The following is a 16,404-nucleotide window of genomic DNA, read 5'->3' as shown; positions in this document are numbered from 1 at the left end:
GGGTGTTGTGCGGTCCCTGTAGGAGCGGGTTTACCCGCGAAGAGGCCGTCACAGGCAGCAGAGAACCGGCAAATCTGCGACAATCGCCCAACTTTCCGAATGCCGATCATGAAAAAGCAGGCCCACCTGCATCACTAAAAAGCCCCATGACTGACCACGCCATCGACAAACTGCTGCAAAACCTCGACCACGCCATGATCGCCGACCGCCATCGCCTGCGCCGGCAATTGCACGAACTGCGCAAGCGCCCCGACGAGGCGAAGCTGGCGCAGTGGGTGGAAAAGGTCCAGGCGTCCTGCGCCCAGGTCACCGCGCGCCAGCAGAGCGTGCCGACCGTGCGCTACGACGACAGCCTGCCAATCGCTGCCAAGCGTGACGAAATCAAGAAGGCCCTGGCCGAGCACCAGGTGCTGGTTATCGCCGGCGAAACCGGCTCGGGCAAGACCACCCAGTTGCCGAAGATCTGTCTCGAACTGGGCCGTGGCAGCCATGGCCTGATCGCCCACACCCAGCCACGCCGGATCGCCGCCCGCAGCGTTGCCGCGCGGGTCGCCGAAGAACTGGGCACGCCGCTGGGCGGGCTGGTCGGCTACCAGGTGCGTTTCGAAGACCAGAGCGACGCCAACACCCTGGTCAAGCTGATGACCGACGGCATCCTGCTGGCCGAAACCCAACACGACCGTTTCCTCGAGCGCTACGACACGATCATCGTCGACGAGGCCCACGAGCGCAGCCTCAACATCGACTTCCTGCTCGGCTACCTGAAGACCCTGCTGCACCGGCGCCCGGACCTGAAGCTGATCATCACCTCGGCGACCATCGACCTGGAGCGCTTCTCCAAACACTTCGACGGCGCGCCGATCATCGAGGTGTCCGGGCGTACTTTCCCGGTGGAAACCTGGTACCGCCCGCTAACCAGCGAGCAGGACGAGGAGGGCAACCAGATCGAGGACGACCTCACCGTCGACCAGGCCATCCTCGCCACGCTGGACGAGTTGGCGCACCACGAGCGGAGTGAGGGCAAGGGCCCCGGCGATGTGCTGATCTTCCTGCCGGGCGAGCGCGAGATCCGTGATGCCGCCGAGATCTTGCGCAAGGCGCAACTGCGCCACACCGAGATCCTGCCGTTGTACGCGCGCCTGTCGCCGGCCGAGCAGCAGCGCATCTTCCAGCCACACACCGGGCGCCGTGTGGTGCTGGCCACCAACGTTGCGGAAACCTCGCTGACCGTGCCGGGCATCCGCTACGTGATCGATACCGGTACCGCACGCATCAGCCGCTACAGCTACCGCGCCAAGGTGCAGCGCCTGCCCATCGAGGCCGTGTCGCAGGCCAGTGCCAACCAGCGCAAGGGCCGCTGCGGCCGGGTCGAGCCGGGTATCTGCGTGCGCCTGTACAGCGAAGAGGATTTCAACAGCCGGCCGGCGTTCACCGACCCGGAGATCCTGCGCACCAACCTGGCGGCAGTGATCCTGCAGATGCTGCACCTGCGCCTGGGCGCAATCGACGCCTTCCCGTTCATCGAGCCGCCGGATGGCAAGGCCATCAGCGATGGTTTCAACCTGCTGCAGGAGCTGTCGGCGGTCAATCGCGAAAACCAGCTGACGCCGATCGGTCGCCAACTGGCGCGCCTGCCGATCGACCCGCGGCTGGGCCGCATGCTGCTCGAAGGCGCCCGCCTGGGCAGCCTGCAGGAAGTGCTGATCGTCACCAGTGCGCTGTCGGTGCAAGACCCGCGCGAACGCCCGCCGGAGCGCCAGCAGGCCGCCGACCAGGCGCACGCGCAATGGAAGGACGTGGATTCCGACTTCGCCGCGCTGGTCAACCTGTGGCGTGGCTTCGAGGAACAGCGCCAGGCGTTGACCGCCAACCCGCTGCGCAACTGGTGCCGCAAGAACTTCCTGAACTACCTGCGCCTGCGCGAATGGCGCGATGCCCATCGCCAGCTGGCACTGATCTGCCGTGACCTGCAGCTGACAGTGAACAAGGACCCGTCCGACTACCCGAAAATGCACAAGGCCATTCTCAGTGGCCTGCTCAGCCAGATCGGCCAGAAGACCGAAGAGGGCGACTACCAGGGCGCCCGCCAGCGGCGCTTCTGGGTGCACCCGTCGTCGGGCCTGGGGCGCAAGCGCCCACAGTGGGTGATGGCGGCCGAACTGGTCGAAACCACCAAGCTGTACGCCCGCATGGTGGCCAGGATCGAGCCGGACTGGATCGAGCCGCTGGCCGGCCACCTGGTCAAGAAGAACCACTTCGAACCGCATTGGGAGAAGAAGCGCGGGCAGGTCGTGGCCTACGAGCAGATCACTCTGTACGGGCTGATCCTGGTCGGCCGTCGGCCGGTGCATTTCGGCCCGATCGACCCGGTCACCTCGCGCGAGCTGTTCATCCGCGAAGGCCTGGTGGGTGGCGAAATCCAGTCGCGGGCCAAGTGCCTGGCGGCCAATAAGCGCTTGCTGGAAGAGCTCGACGAGCTGGAGGCCAAGGCCCGTCGCCGTGACATCCTGGCCGACGAAGAGACGCTATATGCCTTCTACGAAGCGCGTCTGCCGGCGGAAATCCACCAGACGGCGACCTTCGACAGCTGGTACCGCATGGGCAGCCAGAAGGACGCCAACCTGCTGATCATGCGCGAGGAAGACGTGCTGGCCCGTGAGGCCAGCGAGGTCACCGCCGCGCAGTACCCCGACAGCCTGCAGGTGGGCGAACTGCGCCTGCCGCTGAGTTACCACTTCGAGCCCGGGCACCCCCGCGATGGCGTGACCGTGCGGGTACCGGCGCCGCTGCTGCCGAGCTTGCCGGGTGAGCGCCTGGAATGGCTTGTGCCCGGCCTGCTGGAAGCCAAGTGCGTGGCGCTGGTGCGCAACCTGCCCAAGGCGCTGCGCAAGAACTTTGTGCCGGTGCCGGACTTCGTCAAGGCCTCGCTGGCGCGCATGACCTTCGGCCAGGGCGCATTGCCGCAGGCCCTGGGCCAGGAACTGCTGCGCATGACCGGCGCCCGTGTGCCCGACGAGGCATGGGACGAGTCGGTCAACCTGGTCGAAGGCCACCTGCGCATGAACATCGAAGTGGTCGATGGCCAGGGCAAGTTTCTGGGTGAAGGTCGCGACCTGGCCGAGCTGACCGCGCGCTTTGCAGCAGCCAGCCAGGCAGCGTTGGCCGTGCCGCGTGACGCCAAGAGCGAGCAGCCGGTGCAGGCCAAGGCTTTCAGCGAGGTGAAGCAGACCGCGCAGCAGAAGATCGCCGGCCTGTCGATGACTGTGTACCCGGCACTGGTGGAAGAGGGCGGCACCGTGCGCGAAGGGCGCTTCTCGACCCAGGCCGAGGCCGAATTCCAGCACCGCCGCGCCTTGCAGCGCCTGTTGCTGCAGCAGCTGGCCGAGCCGGCCAAGTACCTGCGCGGCAAGCTGCCGGGGCTGACCGAGCTGGGCCTGCTGTACCGTGAAATGGGCCGGGTCGAGGCGCTGGTCGAGGACATTTTGCTGGCCAGCCTGGACAGCTGCATCCTTGAAGGCGAACAGCCGCTGCCACGCGATGGGGCGGCCCTGGCTGGCCTGGCCGAGCGCAAGCGCGGCAGCTGGGCCGAGCATGCCGAGCGCCTGGCACGGCAGACCCTGGAAGTGCTGAAGCTGTGGCATGGGCTGCAGAAGCGCTTCAAGGGCAAGATCGACCTGAGCCAGGCAGTGGCGCTTAACGATATCAAGCAACAGCTCGGCAACCTGGTGTACTCAGGCTTCGTGCGTGAAACCCCCGGGGCCTGGTTCAAGGAGCTGCCGCGTTACCTCAAGGCGGTGGAACTGCGCCTGGAGAAGCTGGGTTCGCAGGTGCAGAAGGACCGGGTGTGGAGCGGTGAGCTGGCCAACCTGTGGGCGCAGTACAAGGCACGTGCCGACAAGCATGCCCAGGAAGGCAAGCGTGATGAGCAACTGACGGTGTACCGCTGGTGGCTGGAGGAATATCGGGTTTCGCTGTTTGCCCAGCAATTGGGGACCAAGGTGCCGATTTCCGACAAGCGATTGAGCAAGCAATGGAGCCAGGTGGAGGGCTAAACTTCCGCAGTTGTGGCAATATTGATGCAATTTGGGGCCACCTGGCGGCCCCTTCGCGGGTAAACCCGCTCCCACAGGTACAGCAGTGTCCTCGGGAGCGGCGCAACCCCTGTGGGAGCGGGCGTGCCCGCGAACGAGGGCGCAGCCCTCGCCTATAAATTGGTACTAAAGTGCCATTAACCTGTCATGTTTCCAGCCAGCGCCCCGTGGCGATGGCCTTTGACCAGAGGAACGACCGTGCATAACGTCGTGATCAGCGGCACCGGCCTGTACACCCCGGCCCAGAGCATTTCCAACGAAGAACTGGTGGCGTCCTTCAACACCTGGTCGCAGCAGTTCAACCAGGACAACGCCGCCGCCATCGAGCGCGGTGAAGTCGAGGCGGCGCCGCTGTCCGATGCGGCGTTCATCGAAAAGGCCTCGGGCATCAAGAGCCGCTTCGTCATGGACAAGGCCGGCATTCTCGACCCGCAGCGCATGAAACCGCGTCTGCCCGAGCGCTCCAACGACGAACCGTCGGTGCTCTGCGAAATGGCCGTGGCCGCCGCCCGCCAGGCCCTGGAGCGCGCCGGTCGCACGGCGGCCGATGTCGACGGGGTGATCGTCGCCTGCTCCAACCTGCAGCGCCCGTACCCGGCCATCGCCATCGAAGTGCAGCAGGCGCTGGGCATCCAGGGCTTTGCCTTCGACATGAACGTGGCCTGCTCGTCGGCCACTTTCGGCATCCAGACCGCCGCCAACAGCGTGGCCCTGGGCCAGGCGCGCGCGGTGCTGATGGTCAACCCGGAGGTGTGCACCGGCCACCTGAACTTCCGTGACCGCGACAGCCACTTCATCTTTGGTGATGCTGCCACTGCGGTGTTGCTCGAACGTGCCGACAAGGCCACCTCGGCGCACCAGTTCGACATCGTCAGCAGCAAGCTGTGGACCGAGTTTTCCAACAACATCCGTAACAACTTCGGCTTCCTCAACCGCGCGGCGGAAGAGGGCGAGGGCGCGGCGGACAAGTTGTTCATCCAGGAAGGCCGCAAGGTGTTCCGCGAGGTGTGCCCGAAGGTGGCCGAGCTGATCGGTGAGCACCTGCAGGAAAACGGGCTGCAACCCAGCGATGTGAAACGCTTCTGGCTGCACCAGGCCAACCTCAGCATGAACCACCTGATCGTCAAGAAGCTGCTGGGGCGTGAAGTGGCCGAAGAAGATGCACCGGTGATTCTCGACCGTTATGCCAACACCAGTTCGGCGGGGTCGGTGATTGCCTTCCACCTTTACCAGGACGACCTGGCCAAGGGCTCGCTGGGCGTGTTGAGCTCGTTTGGTGCGGGGTATTCGATAGGTAGCGTGGTTCTGCGCAAGCGCTGATTGAGCGCAAGCCAGTATCGGCCTCTTCGCGGGTGAACCCGCTCCCACAGGTACTCCACAGGCCCTGAGATCTGTGGGGGCCCTGTGGGGTTTACCCGCGAAGAGGCCGGTGCATTTTTCACAGGCAAAAAAAGCGGGAAATGCCGGATGGGGTCGGCATTTCCCGCTTCAGGTGAAGCAGTGCAGGGTTTTGCTTAGAACTTGGCTTCCAAGTCTACCTGCAGGGTATCTACATCGGCATCGCTGTTGGGCAACTGCGACAGGTCGGTCTTGGCCATCAGGTAGGCAGCGCCCAGGGAGAAGTTCTTGTCGATTTCATATCCGACCTTGAACTTGTGCCCGCGCGAACCGGTAAAGCCGTTGCCGAAGTCAGAGTCGGTGAACAGGCTGACCACGGCGTTACGCTGCACGTCGCGGTAGTTGTAGTCCAGGCTCCAGGCGCCGACCTTGGTTTTCAGGCCTGCCAACCAGGCCTGGTCTTCGCCATCGGTGCTCTCGGTGTTTTTCACATACTGACCGTAAGCAGAGAGCGGGATGGCAAAGCCGGTGAAGTCCAGCTGGCCGAAGCCTTCCACGAGGTTGAACTCGTTGGTGGTGTTGCCGAACGACTGCAGGATGGTGGCTTCCTTGTCGTTGTCGTAGCCATAGATACTGGCACCTACGGTCAGCTTGAGCACGTCTGCCGGGGCGAATTTGGCGCCCAACTGGCCGTGATAGACCTGTGCGTCATGCTTGTATTGCACGCCGTCGCCATCGACGTTGTCCTTGAGGGTGTACTGACCGGCGCTGGCGAACACTTCGGCCCCGCCCAGGTCGGTCTTGTAGGTGGCTGCCACGCCTTCCGGGTTGATGTCGCTGTCCCAGATGATGTCGCCCATGCTCACCCATGGCTGCGCCATCTTGCCGCCAATCAGGTGCAGGTTGGGAACTGCAGTCGGGTGCCAGTCGAGGTAGGCCTGGTCGACCCACAGCGACTTCTTGTCGAAGTAGTTGTCGAAGCTCTGGTTGGTCGAACGGCGGTCGGCACTGCTGCCGGTGGCGATACGGATGCCCGCGTCGACCTGCGGGTTGATTTCGCTGTAGAAGCCGACACGGGCACGCACGCGCTGGCGGTCCTGGTTGCCGCTGCTGCTGTTCGGGTCGTCGACGTTGACGTCTTCGTAACGCAGGCGCAAATCACCCTTGACCTGGGTCTTGGCGGCCCATGCCACTTTCTGTTCAAAGGAGCTCATCCGTTCGGACTGAGCTTTCTGAGCGGCCTTTTCCTTGGTTTCTTGAGCCAGGTCCGCCTGCAGTTCGTTGTACTGCGCCTGGTTGATCGAGCCATTGGCGCGGAGCATTTCGAGCAGCTTGGCGTCGACAGCTGCACTGGCCGGAGTACTCAGAGCCAGCATCATGCCGGTGAGGCTCACTCCGGTAAGTGTAGAAACAAGACGCATAAGGTTCTCCCTGTTGAATAAGATGGGGAGGCTCAAGCGCCCGCCCCTGTGTTGGCATGTCTTCGGAAAGGGCCTGAATAGACAGGTTCTGGGGTTCCGGAAAACAGGCGCAAGTATTGCGGGGGCGAATGACAGATTAATGTCGAATTGGTGGCACTGCGGTTAAGTAATTGAGAATAAAAGGATCTGTCCCGGCTATCGTGATTTGAGTGGTGGGCCTTCCTTGGGGATACTGGGTACCTTGAAACAGCGAGCCGAAACCGTGACCAGCCTGTACAGCCTTGCTCATTTGCGTGATCTTCCGGCGGCCACCTGGGATGCCCTGGTGCCCGCTGGCCAACCGTTTCTACGCCATGCGTTTCTAAGCGCCATGGAGGACAGCGGCAGCGTCGCGCGCAACACCGGCTGGGCCGCCGAACACCTGGTGCTGGAACGTGACGGGCGGGTACGGGCGCTGCTGCCGGCGTACCGCAAATGGCACTCGTTTGGCGAGTACGTGTTCGACCATGGCTGGGCCGATGCCTGTGAGCGGGCCGGCATTGCCTACTACCCCAAGCTGCTCGGTGCCGTGCCGTTCAGCCCGGTCAGCGGCCCACGCCTGCTCGCCGCCGACCCAGCCGATGGCCTGCTGGTGCTGCAGGCGTTGCCGGAGTACCTGGCCAAGGGCGGGCTGTCTGGCGCGCACATCAATTTCACCGAGCCGGCGCTGGACGAACAGCTGGCCGGCCAGCCGGGCTGGATGGAGCGCCTGGGCTGCCAGTTTCATTGGCGCAACCACGGCTACCGTGACTTCCAGGATTTTCTCGACAGTCTGAGTTCGCGCAAGCGCAAGCAGATGCGCAAGGAGCGTGAACAGGTGGCCGGGCACGGTATTGAATTCCGCTGGTACCGTGGGGCTGAACTGGATGAGGCGCAGTGGGATTTCGTCTACCGCTGCTACGCCAATACCTACGCGGTGCGCCGCCGTGCGCCTTACCTGACACGCGAGTTCTTCAGCCTGCTTGCCGAGCGCATGCCCGAAGCGTTGCGCGTGGTGATGGCGCGGCAGGGTGGCCGTGATGTGGCCATGGCCCTGAGCCTGGTGGGGGGCGACAGCCTGTTTGGCCGTTATTGGGGGTGCCTGGACGAATTCGACCGGCTGCATTTCGAAACCTGTTTCTACCAGGGCATGGACTTTGCCATTGCCGAAGGGCTGCAGCGTTTCGATGCCGGGGCACAGGGGGAGCACAAGCTGATTCGCGGCTTCGAGCCGGTGCTGACGCGGTCGTGGCACTACCTGCTGCACCCGGGGCTGCGGCGGGCGGTAGAGGATTTTCTGGCGCAGGAGCGGGAAGGGGTGCGGGCGTATGCCGAGGAGGCCAGGGGAATGTTGCCCTATCGCCGGGACTGATCCATTCATATTGCCTGTGCCGGCCCTTTCGCGGGTGAACCCGCTCCCACAGGTACTGCACAGACCGTGAAATTTGTGCGGTCCCTGTGGGAGCGGGTTCACCCGCGAAGAGGCCAGTACAGGAATCAGTCGACCCCGACAAACCCCCCGGTCTGGTGATGCCACAACCGGGCATACAAGCCTTGCTGCTCCAGCAGTTCACTGTGGCTGCCACTCTCGACAATCCGCCCCTTGTCCAGCACTACCAGCCGGTCCATCCGGGCGATGGTGGAAAGCCGGTGGGCAATGGCGATCACCGTCTTGCCCTGCATCAGCGTCTCCAGGCTTTCCTGGATTGCTGCCTCTACCTCCGAGTCCAGCGCCGAAGTGGCCTCGTCCATGATCAGGATCGGTGCATTCTTCAGCAGCACCCGGGCAATGGCGATGCGCTGGCGCTGGCCACCCGACAGCTTGACCCCGCGCTCGCCCACATGGGCATCGAAACCGGTGCGCCCCTGAGCGTCCGACAGCTGCGGGATGAACTCGTCGGCGCGGGCCCGGCGCACCGCTTCATGAAGCGCGGCCTCGCTGGCATCGGGGCGGCCATACAGCAGGTTGTCACGGATCGAGCGGTGCAGCAGCGAGGTGTCCTGGGTGATCATGCCGATCTGCGCGCGCAGGCTGGCCTGGCTTACCTCGGCAATGTCCTGGCCGTCGATGAGAATGCGCCCGCCCTGCACGTCATACAGCCGCAGCAGCAGGTTGACCAGGGTCGACTTGCCTGCCCCCGAGGGGCCGATCAGGCCGATCTTCTCGCCCGGGCGTATGTCCAGGCTGAGCCCTTCGATCACGTTGGCGGCCTTGCCGTAATGGAAGTCCACATCATCGAAACGCACCGCACCGCGGCTGACCTTGAGCGCCGGTGCGTTGGGCCGGTCGGTGACGGTGACCGGCTGGGCGATGGTCTGCAGGCCGTCCTGGACCATGCCGATGTTCTCGAAGATGCCGTTGACCACCCACATGATCCAGCCCGACATGTTGACGATGCGGATCACCAGGCCGGTGGCCAGGGCGATGGCGCCGACGGTGATCAGCGACTGGCTCCACAGCCACAGCGCCAGGCCTGTGGTGGCGACCACCAGCAAGCCATTGAGGGTGGTGATGACCACGTCCATGCTGGTGACCACGCGTGCGGCCAGCTGGGTTTTCTCTGTCTGTTCGCGGATCGCTTCGCGCGCGTACTGCTGTTCGAAGTCGGTGTGGGCGAACAGCTTGAGGGTGGCGATGTTGGTGTAGCCGTCGACTATGCGGCCCATCAGCTTGGAGCGGGCGTCGGAGGAAATCACCGAACGCTCCTTCACCCGGGGGACGAAGTAGAACAGCGCGGCGATGTAGCCTGCGATCCATAGCAGCAGCGGCAGCATCAGGCGCCAGTCGGCCTCGGCGAACAGCACCAGCGAGGTAATGGCGTAGATCAGCACGTGCCATAGCGCATCCACCGCCTGCACCGCAGAGTCTCGCAGTGAGTTGCCGGTCTGCATGATGCGCTGGGCGATGCGCCCGGCGAAGTCGCTCTGGAAGAAGTTCAGGCTCTGCTTGAGTACATAGGTGTGGTTTTGCCAGCGGATCAGGCTGGTCATGCCGGGGTTGATGGTCTGGTGCACCAGCAGGTCGTGCAGGCCGAAGAATATCGGGCGCAACAGCAGGATCACCACCAGCATCCAGATCAGTTCGCCGCTGTGTTCGCTGAAGAAACTGGCATTGGGCGTGCCCTGTGCCAGGTCGATGATGCGGCTGAGGTAGCTGAACATCGCCACCTCGATCAGCGAGGCGAACAGGCCCACCACCAGCAGGGCGAGAAAGCTCGGCCACACCTGGCGCAGGTAGTACAGGTAGAACGGCCACACCTGGCCAGGTGGCGACTCGCTGGGCGCGTCGCGGAAGATGTCGATCAGTTGCTCGAAACGGCGGTACAGCATGGGTGACAAGACTCCTGTGCTACCCGACCCCGGAAGGTTTTCACGTCCCTGTGAAACCTGCGGTCAGTCGATGCGTTTGGCGGACTTGATGTAGACCGGATCGGCTGGCACATCGCGCATGCCTTTCTTGACGGTGGTCGGTGAATTGACGATCTGGTCTACCACCTCCATGCCCTTGGTCACTTTGCCGAATACGGCGTAACCGGCGTCGCGGCCCGGATTGAGAAAATCGTTGTCGGCGACGTTGATGAAGAACTGGCTGGTGGCCGAGTTCGGGTTGGATGTGCGCGCCATCGACAGCGTGCCACGGGTGTTCTGCAGGCCGTTGCCGGCCTCGTTCTTGATCGGGTCCTGGGTTTCTTTCTGCACCATCTGCTCGGTGAAACCGCCACCCTGGACCATGAAGCCCGGGATCACGCGGTGGAAGATGGTGTTGTTGTAAAAGCCGCTGTCGACGTACTGCAGGAAGTTCTTGGTACTGATCGGTGCCTTCTCGGCGTTGAGCTCGATCTCGACCTGGCCGAAGCTGGTGTCCAGCAGTACGTGCGGGGTCTTGTCGGAGGCCATGACGCTGGTGGCGAAGGCGACCGAGCAGGCGGTGAGCAGGAGTTTTTTCAGCATGGGCTCAAAGATCCTTGAGAGGTGGAAGCGGCTGCAAGGAACTGCAGCAGGGTCTGGTTGAAGACCTCGGGTTGGTCGAGGGGTGTAGCGTGCCGGGAATCGTCGATGACCACCAGCCTGGCGTGAGGCATCAGGGCAACGTAGCGTTCTTTCAGTTGTATCGGGGTGTAATCCTGGTCGGCTGCGATCACCAGGGTAGGACAGTGAACCTGGCCGATGCGTTCCTGCACACCCCAGTCGACGATGGCGTCGAAACTCTTGAGGTAGGCGCGCTTGTCGTTGCGTGCCCAGCGCTGGGCCATCTTGTGCCGCAGTTCGGCCTGCTGCGGTTTGGGGAACAGCCGCTCGGCCAGGCCCTTGCCGACGGTTTCGACACTGAGCAGGCGCGCCAGGCCCCAGCGCTTGAGCCACCACACCCAGTCACTGCGGGTGCGACGCTTGACCTCGGGGGCGCTGTTGACGATGCACAGGCTGCGCAGCCACTGCGGGTGGTCGACAGCGAACTGGAAGGCGACCATGCCACCCATGGACAGGCCGACGATGTGCACGGGGCCGGTGTGCAGGTGTTCGAGCAGGGCCAGCAGGTCGGCACTGAAGGTGGCGATCTGGTAACCGTCGCGTGGCTTGTCGGAGCGGCCGTGGCCGCGGATGTCCATGAGGATTACCCGGTAATGGCGGCTGAGCACCGGCACCTGCAGCTCCCAGTCCTGGCAGCTGGAGCCCAGGCCATGCAGCAATACCAGGGGTTCGCCCTGGCCGTATTCCTCGTAATGCAGTGTGCATCCTTCGTGTTCGAAATAGGCCATGGGCGCGGTCCTCTCAGGCTTGCGGGGGGGCTGCGAAGGGCACGTCCAATGGCGCGGTGTCGAAATTGCGCAGCAGGTCGATGAGAATCTGCGTAGCCGGGCCCAAGGTCTTCTCTTTGCTCGAATAAAGGTAGAACAGTGGGTGGCGGCTGCCACCCTGATCCAGCGGCAACGGCTTGAGCACGCCTTCGCGTAGCTCGCGCTCGATCATGTGGCGGGGCAGCCAGGCAAAGCCCAGGCCACTGCTGACAAAGGTAGCGGCGGTGCCCAGGCTGCCGACGGTCCAGCGTTGCTCGGCACCCAGCCAGCCGACATCGCGCGGCTGGGCGCGGCCCGAGTCGCGGATTACCACCTGCAACTGGCTCTCCAGGTCCTGGAAGGTCAGTTCGCGGCCCAGGCGGTGCAGGCTGTGTTCGGGGTGGGCGACGGCGACGAACTCCACCGCGCTCAGTTCGGCGCCCAGGTAGCCGCCGATGCTGTAGCTGCTGATGGCCAGGTCGGCGATGCCTTCGTGCATCACTTCCTCGACGCCAGACAGCACTTCTTCACGCAGGCGCACCCGGCAGCCACGGCTCTGCGGCATGAACGCGGCCAGGGCGCGGACCAGGCGGGCACTGGGGTAGGCGGCATCCACCACCAGGCGTACCTCGGCCTCCCAGCCCTGTTCCATGTGGTGGGCAAGGTCTTCGAGCTGGCTGGCCTGCTTGACCAGGTGGCGCGAACGGCGCAGCAGCACACTGCCGGCCTCGGTGAGCACCGCCTTGCGGCCGTCGATGCGCAGCAGCGGCACGCCCAGTTGCTCCTGCATGCGGGCCACGGTGTAGCTGACCGATGACTGCGAGCGGTGCAGTGCCTCGGCGGCCTGGGCAAACCCACCGTGATCGACCACTGCCTGCAGGGTTCGCCACTGGTCAAGGGTTACGCGCGGCGCTTTCATCTTTCGCTCCTGTTGTCCTAAGCTGCGCTCTTTCAAGGAGAGCGGCCAATGAAGAAATGTTGTGCGGCAATACTGATGTGCCTGCCCCTCGGGGCCATGGCTTATCCCATCGACGTTGAGAAGGAACTGACCGGGGTAAAGCTCGACTACACCGCCTATGACACGGCCTATGACATTGGCGCCATCACCCTCAACAACTATGGGCAGGTACCGGCCGCGTGCAAGGTGACCTTCCGCAATGGCCCCGAGGCACCAAGGGTGCGCCGGGTGAACGTACCGGCCGGTAAAAGCGTCGATGTCACTGCCAAGTTCAACCGGCAGATCATCAAACTACGGATCGCCTTGAACTGCAGTGCAGAATAAACTGATAAATCGATAGATTGAACCCATTTTTTACGCTTTTTTATCGATAGGTCAACCCGTAATCTCACCTCCATCGAATCGCAACCCTTTTTGCCGATGGAGGCACCCCAATGTCCCGCGTACTGATCATCGAAAGCAGCGCCCGCCAGCAGGATTCCGTTTCCCGTCAGCTGACCCGTGATTTCATCCAGCAGTGGCAGGCCGCCCACCCGGCCGATCAGATCAGTGTGCGCGACCTGGCCGTGAACCCGGTGCCGCACCTGGACGCCAACCTGCTGGGTGGCTGGATGAAGCCCGAAGAACAGCGCAGTGCGGCGGAACTGGACGCCTTGGCCCGCTCCAACGAACTGACCGATGAACTGCTCGCCGCCGACGTGCTGGTGATGGCTGCGCCGATGTACAACTTCACCATCCCCAGCACCCTGAAGGCCTGGCTGGACCATGTGCTGCGTGCCGGCATCACCTTCAAGTACACCCCCACCGGCCCGCAGGGTTTGCTGACCGGCAAGCGCGCCATCGTCCTGACTGCCCGTGGCGGCATCCACGCCGGCGCCACCAGCGACCACCAGGAACCGTACCTGCGCCAGGTAATGGCCTTCATCGGCATTCACGATGTCGACTTCATCCATGCCGAAGGCCTGAACATGAGCGCTGACTTCCACGAGAAGGGCGTCAACCAGGCCAAGGCCAAGCTGGCGGCGGTGGCCTGAGGCTTAGCGAATTCCCAACCCTGACACCTGTTGTTGCTCCTTTGGGTGTACCTGCCCGGCCTGCATGGCCGGGCTTTTTTTTTATGCCTGGAATCTCATGGGTGCCTGTGCCGGCCTCTTCGCGGGTAAACCCGCTCCCACAGGGATATCACGGCACCTGAGGCCTGTGGTGTCCCTGTGGGAGCGGGTTTACCCGCGAAGAGGCCGGCACAGCCCTTACATTCCTCATGGTTGAACTCATTTGCCGCAACCCGCTAAGGTCGCGGCCTTGATCCACGAGAGGCAACCATGGGCTACCTGATAATCGTCGCGCTGATCCAGGCGTTTTCCTTCAGCCTGATCGGCGAGTACCTGGCCGGGCACGTCGACAGCTACTTTGCCGTGCTCGCGCGCGTGGTGCTGGCTGGCCTGGTGTTCCTGCCGCTGACCCGCTGGCGCCAGGTCGAGCCGCGCTTCATGCGCTCTATGCTGCTGATCGGCGCGTTGCAGTACGGCATCACCTACGTCTGCCTGTACCTGAGCTTTCGCGTGCTCACCGTGCCGGAGGTGCTGCTGTTCACCATTCTCACGCCGTTGCACGTGACGCTGATCGAAGACGCCATGAACCGGCGCTTCAACCCGTGGGCGCTGCTGGCAGCGCTGGTGGCGGTGGCCGGCGCGGCGGTGATCCGCTTCGACACCATCAGCGGCGAGTTCTTCATCGGCTTCCTGCTGCTGCAACTGGCCAACTTCACCTACGCCGCCGGCCAGGTGCTGTACCGCCATCTGGTTGCACGCCACCCCAGCGACCTGCCGCACTACAAGCGCTTCGGCTATTTCTACCTGGGGGCTTTGCTCGTGGTGTTGCCGGCCTTCCTGCTGTTCGGCAACGCCCAGCACCTGCCGACCACCGATGTGCAGTGGCTGGTGCTGCTGTTCCTGGGCCTGTGCCCGACGGCGCTGGGGCTGTACTGGTGGAACAAGGGCGCCTGCATGGTTTCGGGCGGGACGCTGGCGGTGATGAACAACCTGCATGTGCCGGTAGGGTTGCTGCTCAATCTACTGATCTGGAACCAGGACGAGCCATTGGGCAGGCTGTTCATCGGCGGGGCAGTGATCCTGGCGTCGGTGTGGATGAGCCGCCTGGGTACCCTGACGTTATCAAGCAAGCCATGGCGCAGTCAGCTATGACGCGTTCGTTACTGAACCCAAATTCCGCCGGTCCCTACCCGATAATCCGGAAAACAAAATCGGGAGACCGGCGTGAAGCTAGAAACGCGAAGTATCGAATTTGTCCCACACGCAGAGCGTTATGGCACGCCTAAACGATTGTTCACCATCTGGTTCAGCTCCAATTTCCAGATAACCGCGCTGATGGTCGGCACCCTGGGCATTGCATCGGGGCTAAGCCTTGGCTGGACCTTGTTGGGCCTGTTGGTCGGTAACCTCATCGGCACCGTGTTCATGGCCGCGCATTCTGCCCAAGGGCCTCACCTGGGCGTGCCACAGATGATCCAGAGCCGGGCCCAGTTCGGTGTCCATGGTGCCGCGCTCCCTCTGCTGGTGATGGTCACGGCCGCAGTCCTGTTCCTCGCCGCCAGCGGCGTGCTGATGCGCAGTGCCTTGCAGGCGCTGGTGCCCATGAGCGATGACCAGGCGATCGTGGTGGTCGGCTTGCTGACCTTTGTTATCGGCTTTGTCGGCTACGAGCTGATCCACCGCCTGGGCGCGTGGATGAGCCTGTTGTCCACGCTGGTTTTTGCGGGCGCCCTGGTGCTGATCCTGCTGCACCCCGGCGACATGGCAACCACGACGGCAGTGAGTACCGGCTTCTCGTTCACCGCCTTCAACCTGATCGTGGCCCAGTCGGCCTCCTGGACGCTGGGGTATGGCCCCTATGTAGCCGATTACTCGCGCTACCTGCCGGCCAACGTCAACCCACGCGCCACGTTCTGGGCCACCTACTGCGGTTGTGCGCTGGGCTCCTTCGCCATGATGGCACTCGGCGCGCTGGTGGCAGTGGCATTGCCGTCGGCACTGGGGCATGACCCGGCCACAGCCATTGCCGCGTTGTTCGGCCCGTGGGCGCCGTTGGCGCTGGCAGTGATAGCGCTGGGGGTGATCCAGTACAACGTGCTGTGCCTGTACAGCGCCTACATGTCGTCGGTCACGATCTTTGGTGCCTTCAAGGCCATCCGGCGTGTGACAGCGACGGCCAAGGCCTTGGTAATGGCTGGCCTGACCGCAGCGGCAACGCTGATCGCCATCGCCACCCAATACAATTTCGATACGTTCTTTGCCGACATCCTGATCGGCCAGCTGTACCTGTTGATCCCATGGAGCGCCATCAACCTGGTGGATTACTACTGGGTATGCAGGGGCCGCTATGATGTGGGGGCGCTGTATGACTCCAAGGGGCGTTATGGATGCTTCAATCGTCGAAGCCTGGCGGTGTACGCCGTGTCGATCATCGGTACCATCCCGTTCATGAAGCTGTCGTTCTACACGGGGTTCGTGGCTGAGTGGCTGGGGGCGGATATCAGTTGGGCGATGGGGTTGATCCTGGCCGGTGCGCTGTACTGCATGGTCCATGGGCGCGGGAGCAACCGGCTTTCGACAACCATGAATGCGCACACCTGACTCGGCCCTGGCACGAAAAGGGCTGCTTAAACACCACCCTCGTAATGCCTGTCAGTCAAACAATTTGGGGCCGCTTTGCGGCCCATCGCCGGCAAGCCAGCTCTCATCGAACTGCACATAACTCATTGAATTAGCAGGGGCCCTGTGGGA

12 protein-coding genes are annotated in these 16,404 nt (G+C 63.4%); 7 read left to right on the top strand and 5 right to left on the bottom strand.

Translation table 11 applies throughout. The annotated features are described in order from the left end of the window. Positions 1-146: 146 nt before the first annotated feature. Positions 147-4,052, top strand: coding sequence for an ATP-dependent RNA helicase HrpA (gene hrpA, locus KDB76_RS21545; protein WP_013973713.1), 3,906 nt, complete (start codon positions 147-149; stop codon positions 4,050-4,052). 237 nt (positions 4,053-4,289) lie between these two features. Then, a complete protein-coding gene (locus KDB76_RS21540) occupies positions 4,290-5,411 on the top strand; it encodes a beta-ketoacyl-ACP synthase III (RefSeq protein WP_024087555.1) in 1,122 nt (373 codons plus the stop codon). A gap of 194 nt (positions 5,412-5,605) precedes the next feature. Here the strand turns inward: KDB76_RS21540 and KDB76_RS21535 are convergent, their stop codons facing one another. Next, positions 5,606-6,850, bottom strand: a complete 1,245-nt coding sequence (locus KDB76_RS21535) for a putative porin (RefSeq protein WP_023660852.1) — start codon at positions 6,848-6,850, stop codon at positions 5,606-5,608. Positions 6,851-7,112: 262 nt separating this feature from the next. Here KDB76_RS21535 and KDB76_RS21530 point away from each other — a divergent pair, with 262 nt between their 5' ends. After that, positions 7,113-8,240: a GNAT family N-acetyltransferase gene (locus KDB76_RS21530; protein ID WP_013973710.1), complete on the top strand. Its 1,128-nt coding sequence runs from the start codon at positions 7,113-7,115 to the stop codon at positions 8,238-8,240. Between the two features lie 125 nt (positions 8,241-8,365). On the opposite strand, the gene KDB76_RS21525 is transcribed toward KDB76_RS21530, so the two are convergent. The 4 genes from KDB76_RS21525 to KDB76_RS21510 form a co-directional block, all read right to left on the bottom strand. Further along, positions 8,366-10,198, bottom strand: a complete 1,833-nt coding sequence (locus KDB76_RS21525; protein ID WP_013973709.1) for an ABC transporter ATP-binding protein — start codon at positions 10,196-10,198, stop codon at positions 8,366-8,368. 63 nt (positions 10,199-10,261) lie between these two features. Next, positions 10,262-10,819 carry a peptidylprolyl isomerase A gene (locus KDB76_RS21520; protein ID WP_013973708.1) on the bottom strand — a complete coding sequence of 186 codons (558 nt, stop codon included), beginning with the start codon at positions 10,817-10,819 and terminating at the stop codon, positions 10,262-10,264. After that, complete coding sequence (locus KDB76_RS21515; protein WP_013973707.1) at positions 10,813-11,625, bottom strand: alpha/beta hydrolase; 813 nt, start codon at positions 11,623-11,625, stop codon at positions 10,813-10,815. Before KDB76_RS21515 ends, KDB76_RS21520 begins: the two co-directional genes overlap by 7 nt. A gap of 13 nt (positions 11,626-11,638) precedes the next feature. Next, positions 11,639-12,562 (bottom strand): LysR family transcriptional regulator, encoded by a 924-nt coding sequence (locus KDB76_RS21510; RefSeq protein ID WP_009683100.1) that lies wholly within the window; start codon positions 12,560-12,562, stop codon positions 11,639-11,641. A gap of 48 nt (positions 12,563-12,610) precedes the next feature. Here KDB76_RS21510 and KDB76_RS21505 point away from each other — a divergent pair, with 48 nt between their 5' ends. From KDB76_RS21505 to KDB76_RS21490, 4 genes are all read left to right on the top strand, one after another. After that, positions 12,611-12,925, top strand: coding sequence for a hypothetical protein (locus KDB76_RS21505; RefSeq protein WP_012051530.1), 315 nt, complete (start codon positions 12,611-12,613; stop codon positions 12,923-12,925). A gap of 110 nt (positions 12,926-13,035) precedes the next feature. Further along, entirely contained in the window at positions 13,036-13,635 is a 600-nt protein-coding gene (locus KDB76_RS21500) for an FMN-dependent NADH-azoreductase (RefSeq protein WP_013973705.1), read from the top strand. Positions 13,636-13,923: 288 nt separating this feature from the next. Further along, positions 13,924-14,805: a carboxylate/amino acid/amine transporter gene (locus KDB76_RS21495; protein WP_013973704.1), complete on the top strand. Its 882-nt coding sequence runs from the start codon at positions 13,924-13,926 to the stop codon at positions 14,803-14,805. A gap of 72 nt (positions 14,806-14,877) precedes the next feature. After that, positions 14,878-16,254, top strand: a complete 1,377-nt coding sequence (locus tag KDB76_RS21490) for a cytosine permease (protein ID WP_038410074.1) — start codon at positions 14,878-14,880, stop codon at positions 16,252-16,254. Positions 16,255-16,404 lie beyond the last annotated feature (150 nt).

This window comes from Pseudomonas sp. JS425 (assembly GCF_018223845.1).
GTDB lineage: Bacteria > Pseudomonadota > Gammaproteobacteria > Pseudomonadales > Pseudomonadaceae > Aquipseudomonas > Aquipseudomonas asiatica.
Note: the sequence above shows the minus strand (reverse complement) of the source record. Positions and strands in the feature narration are given on the sequence as shown.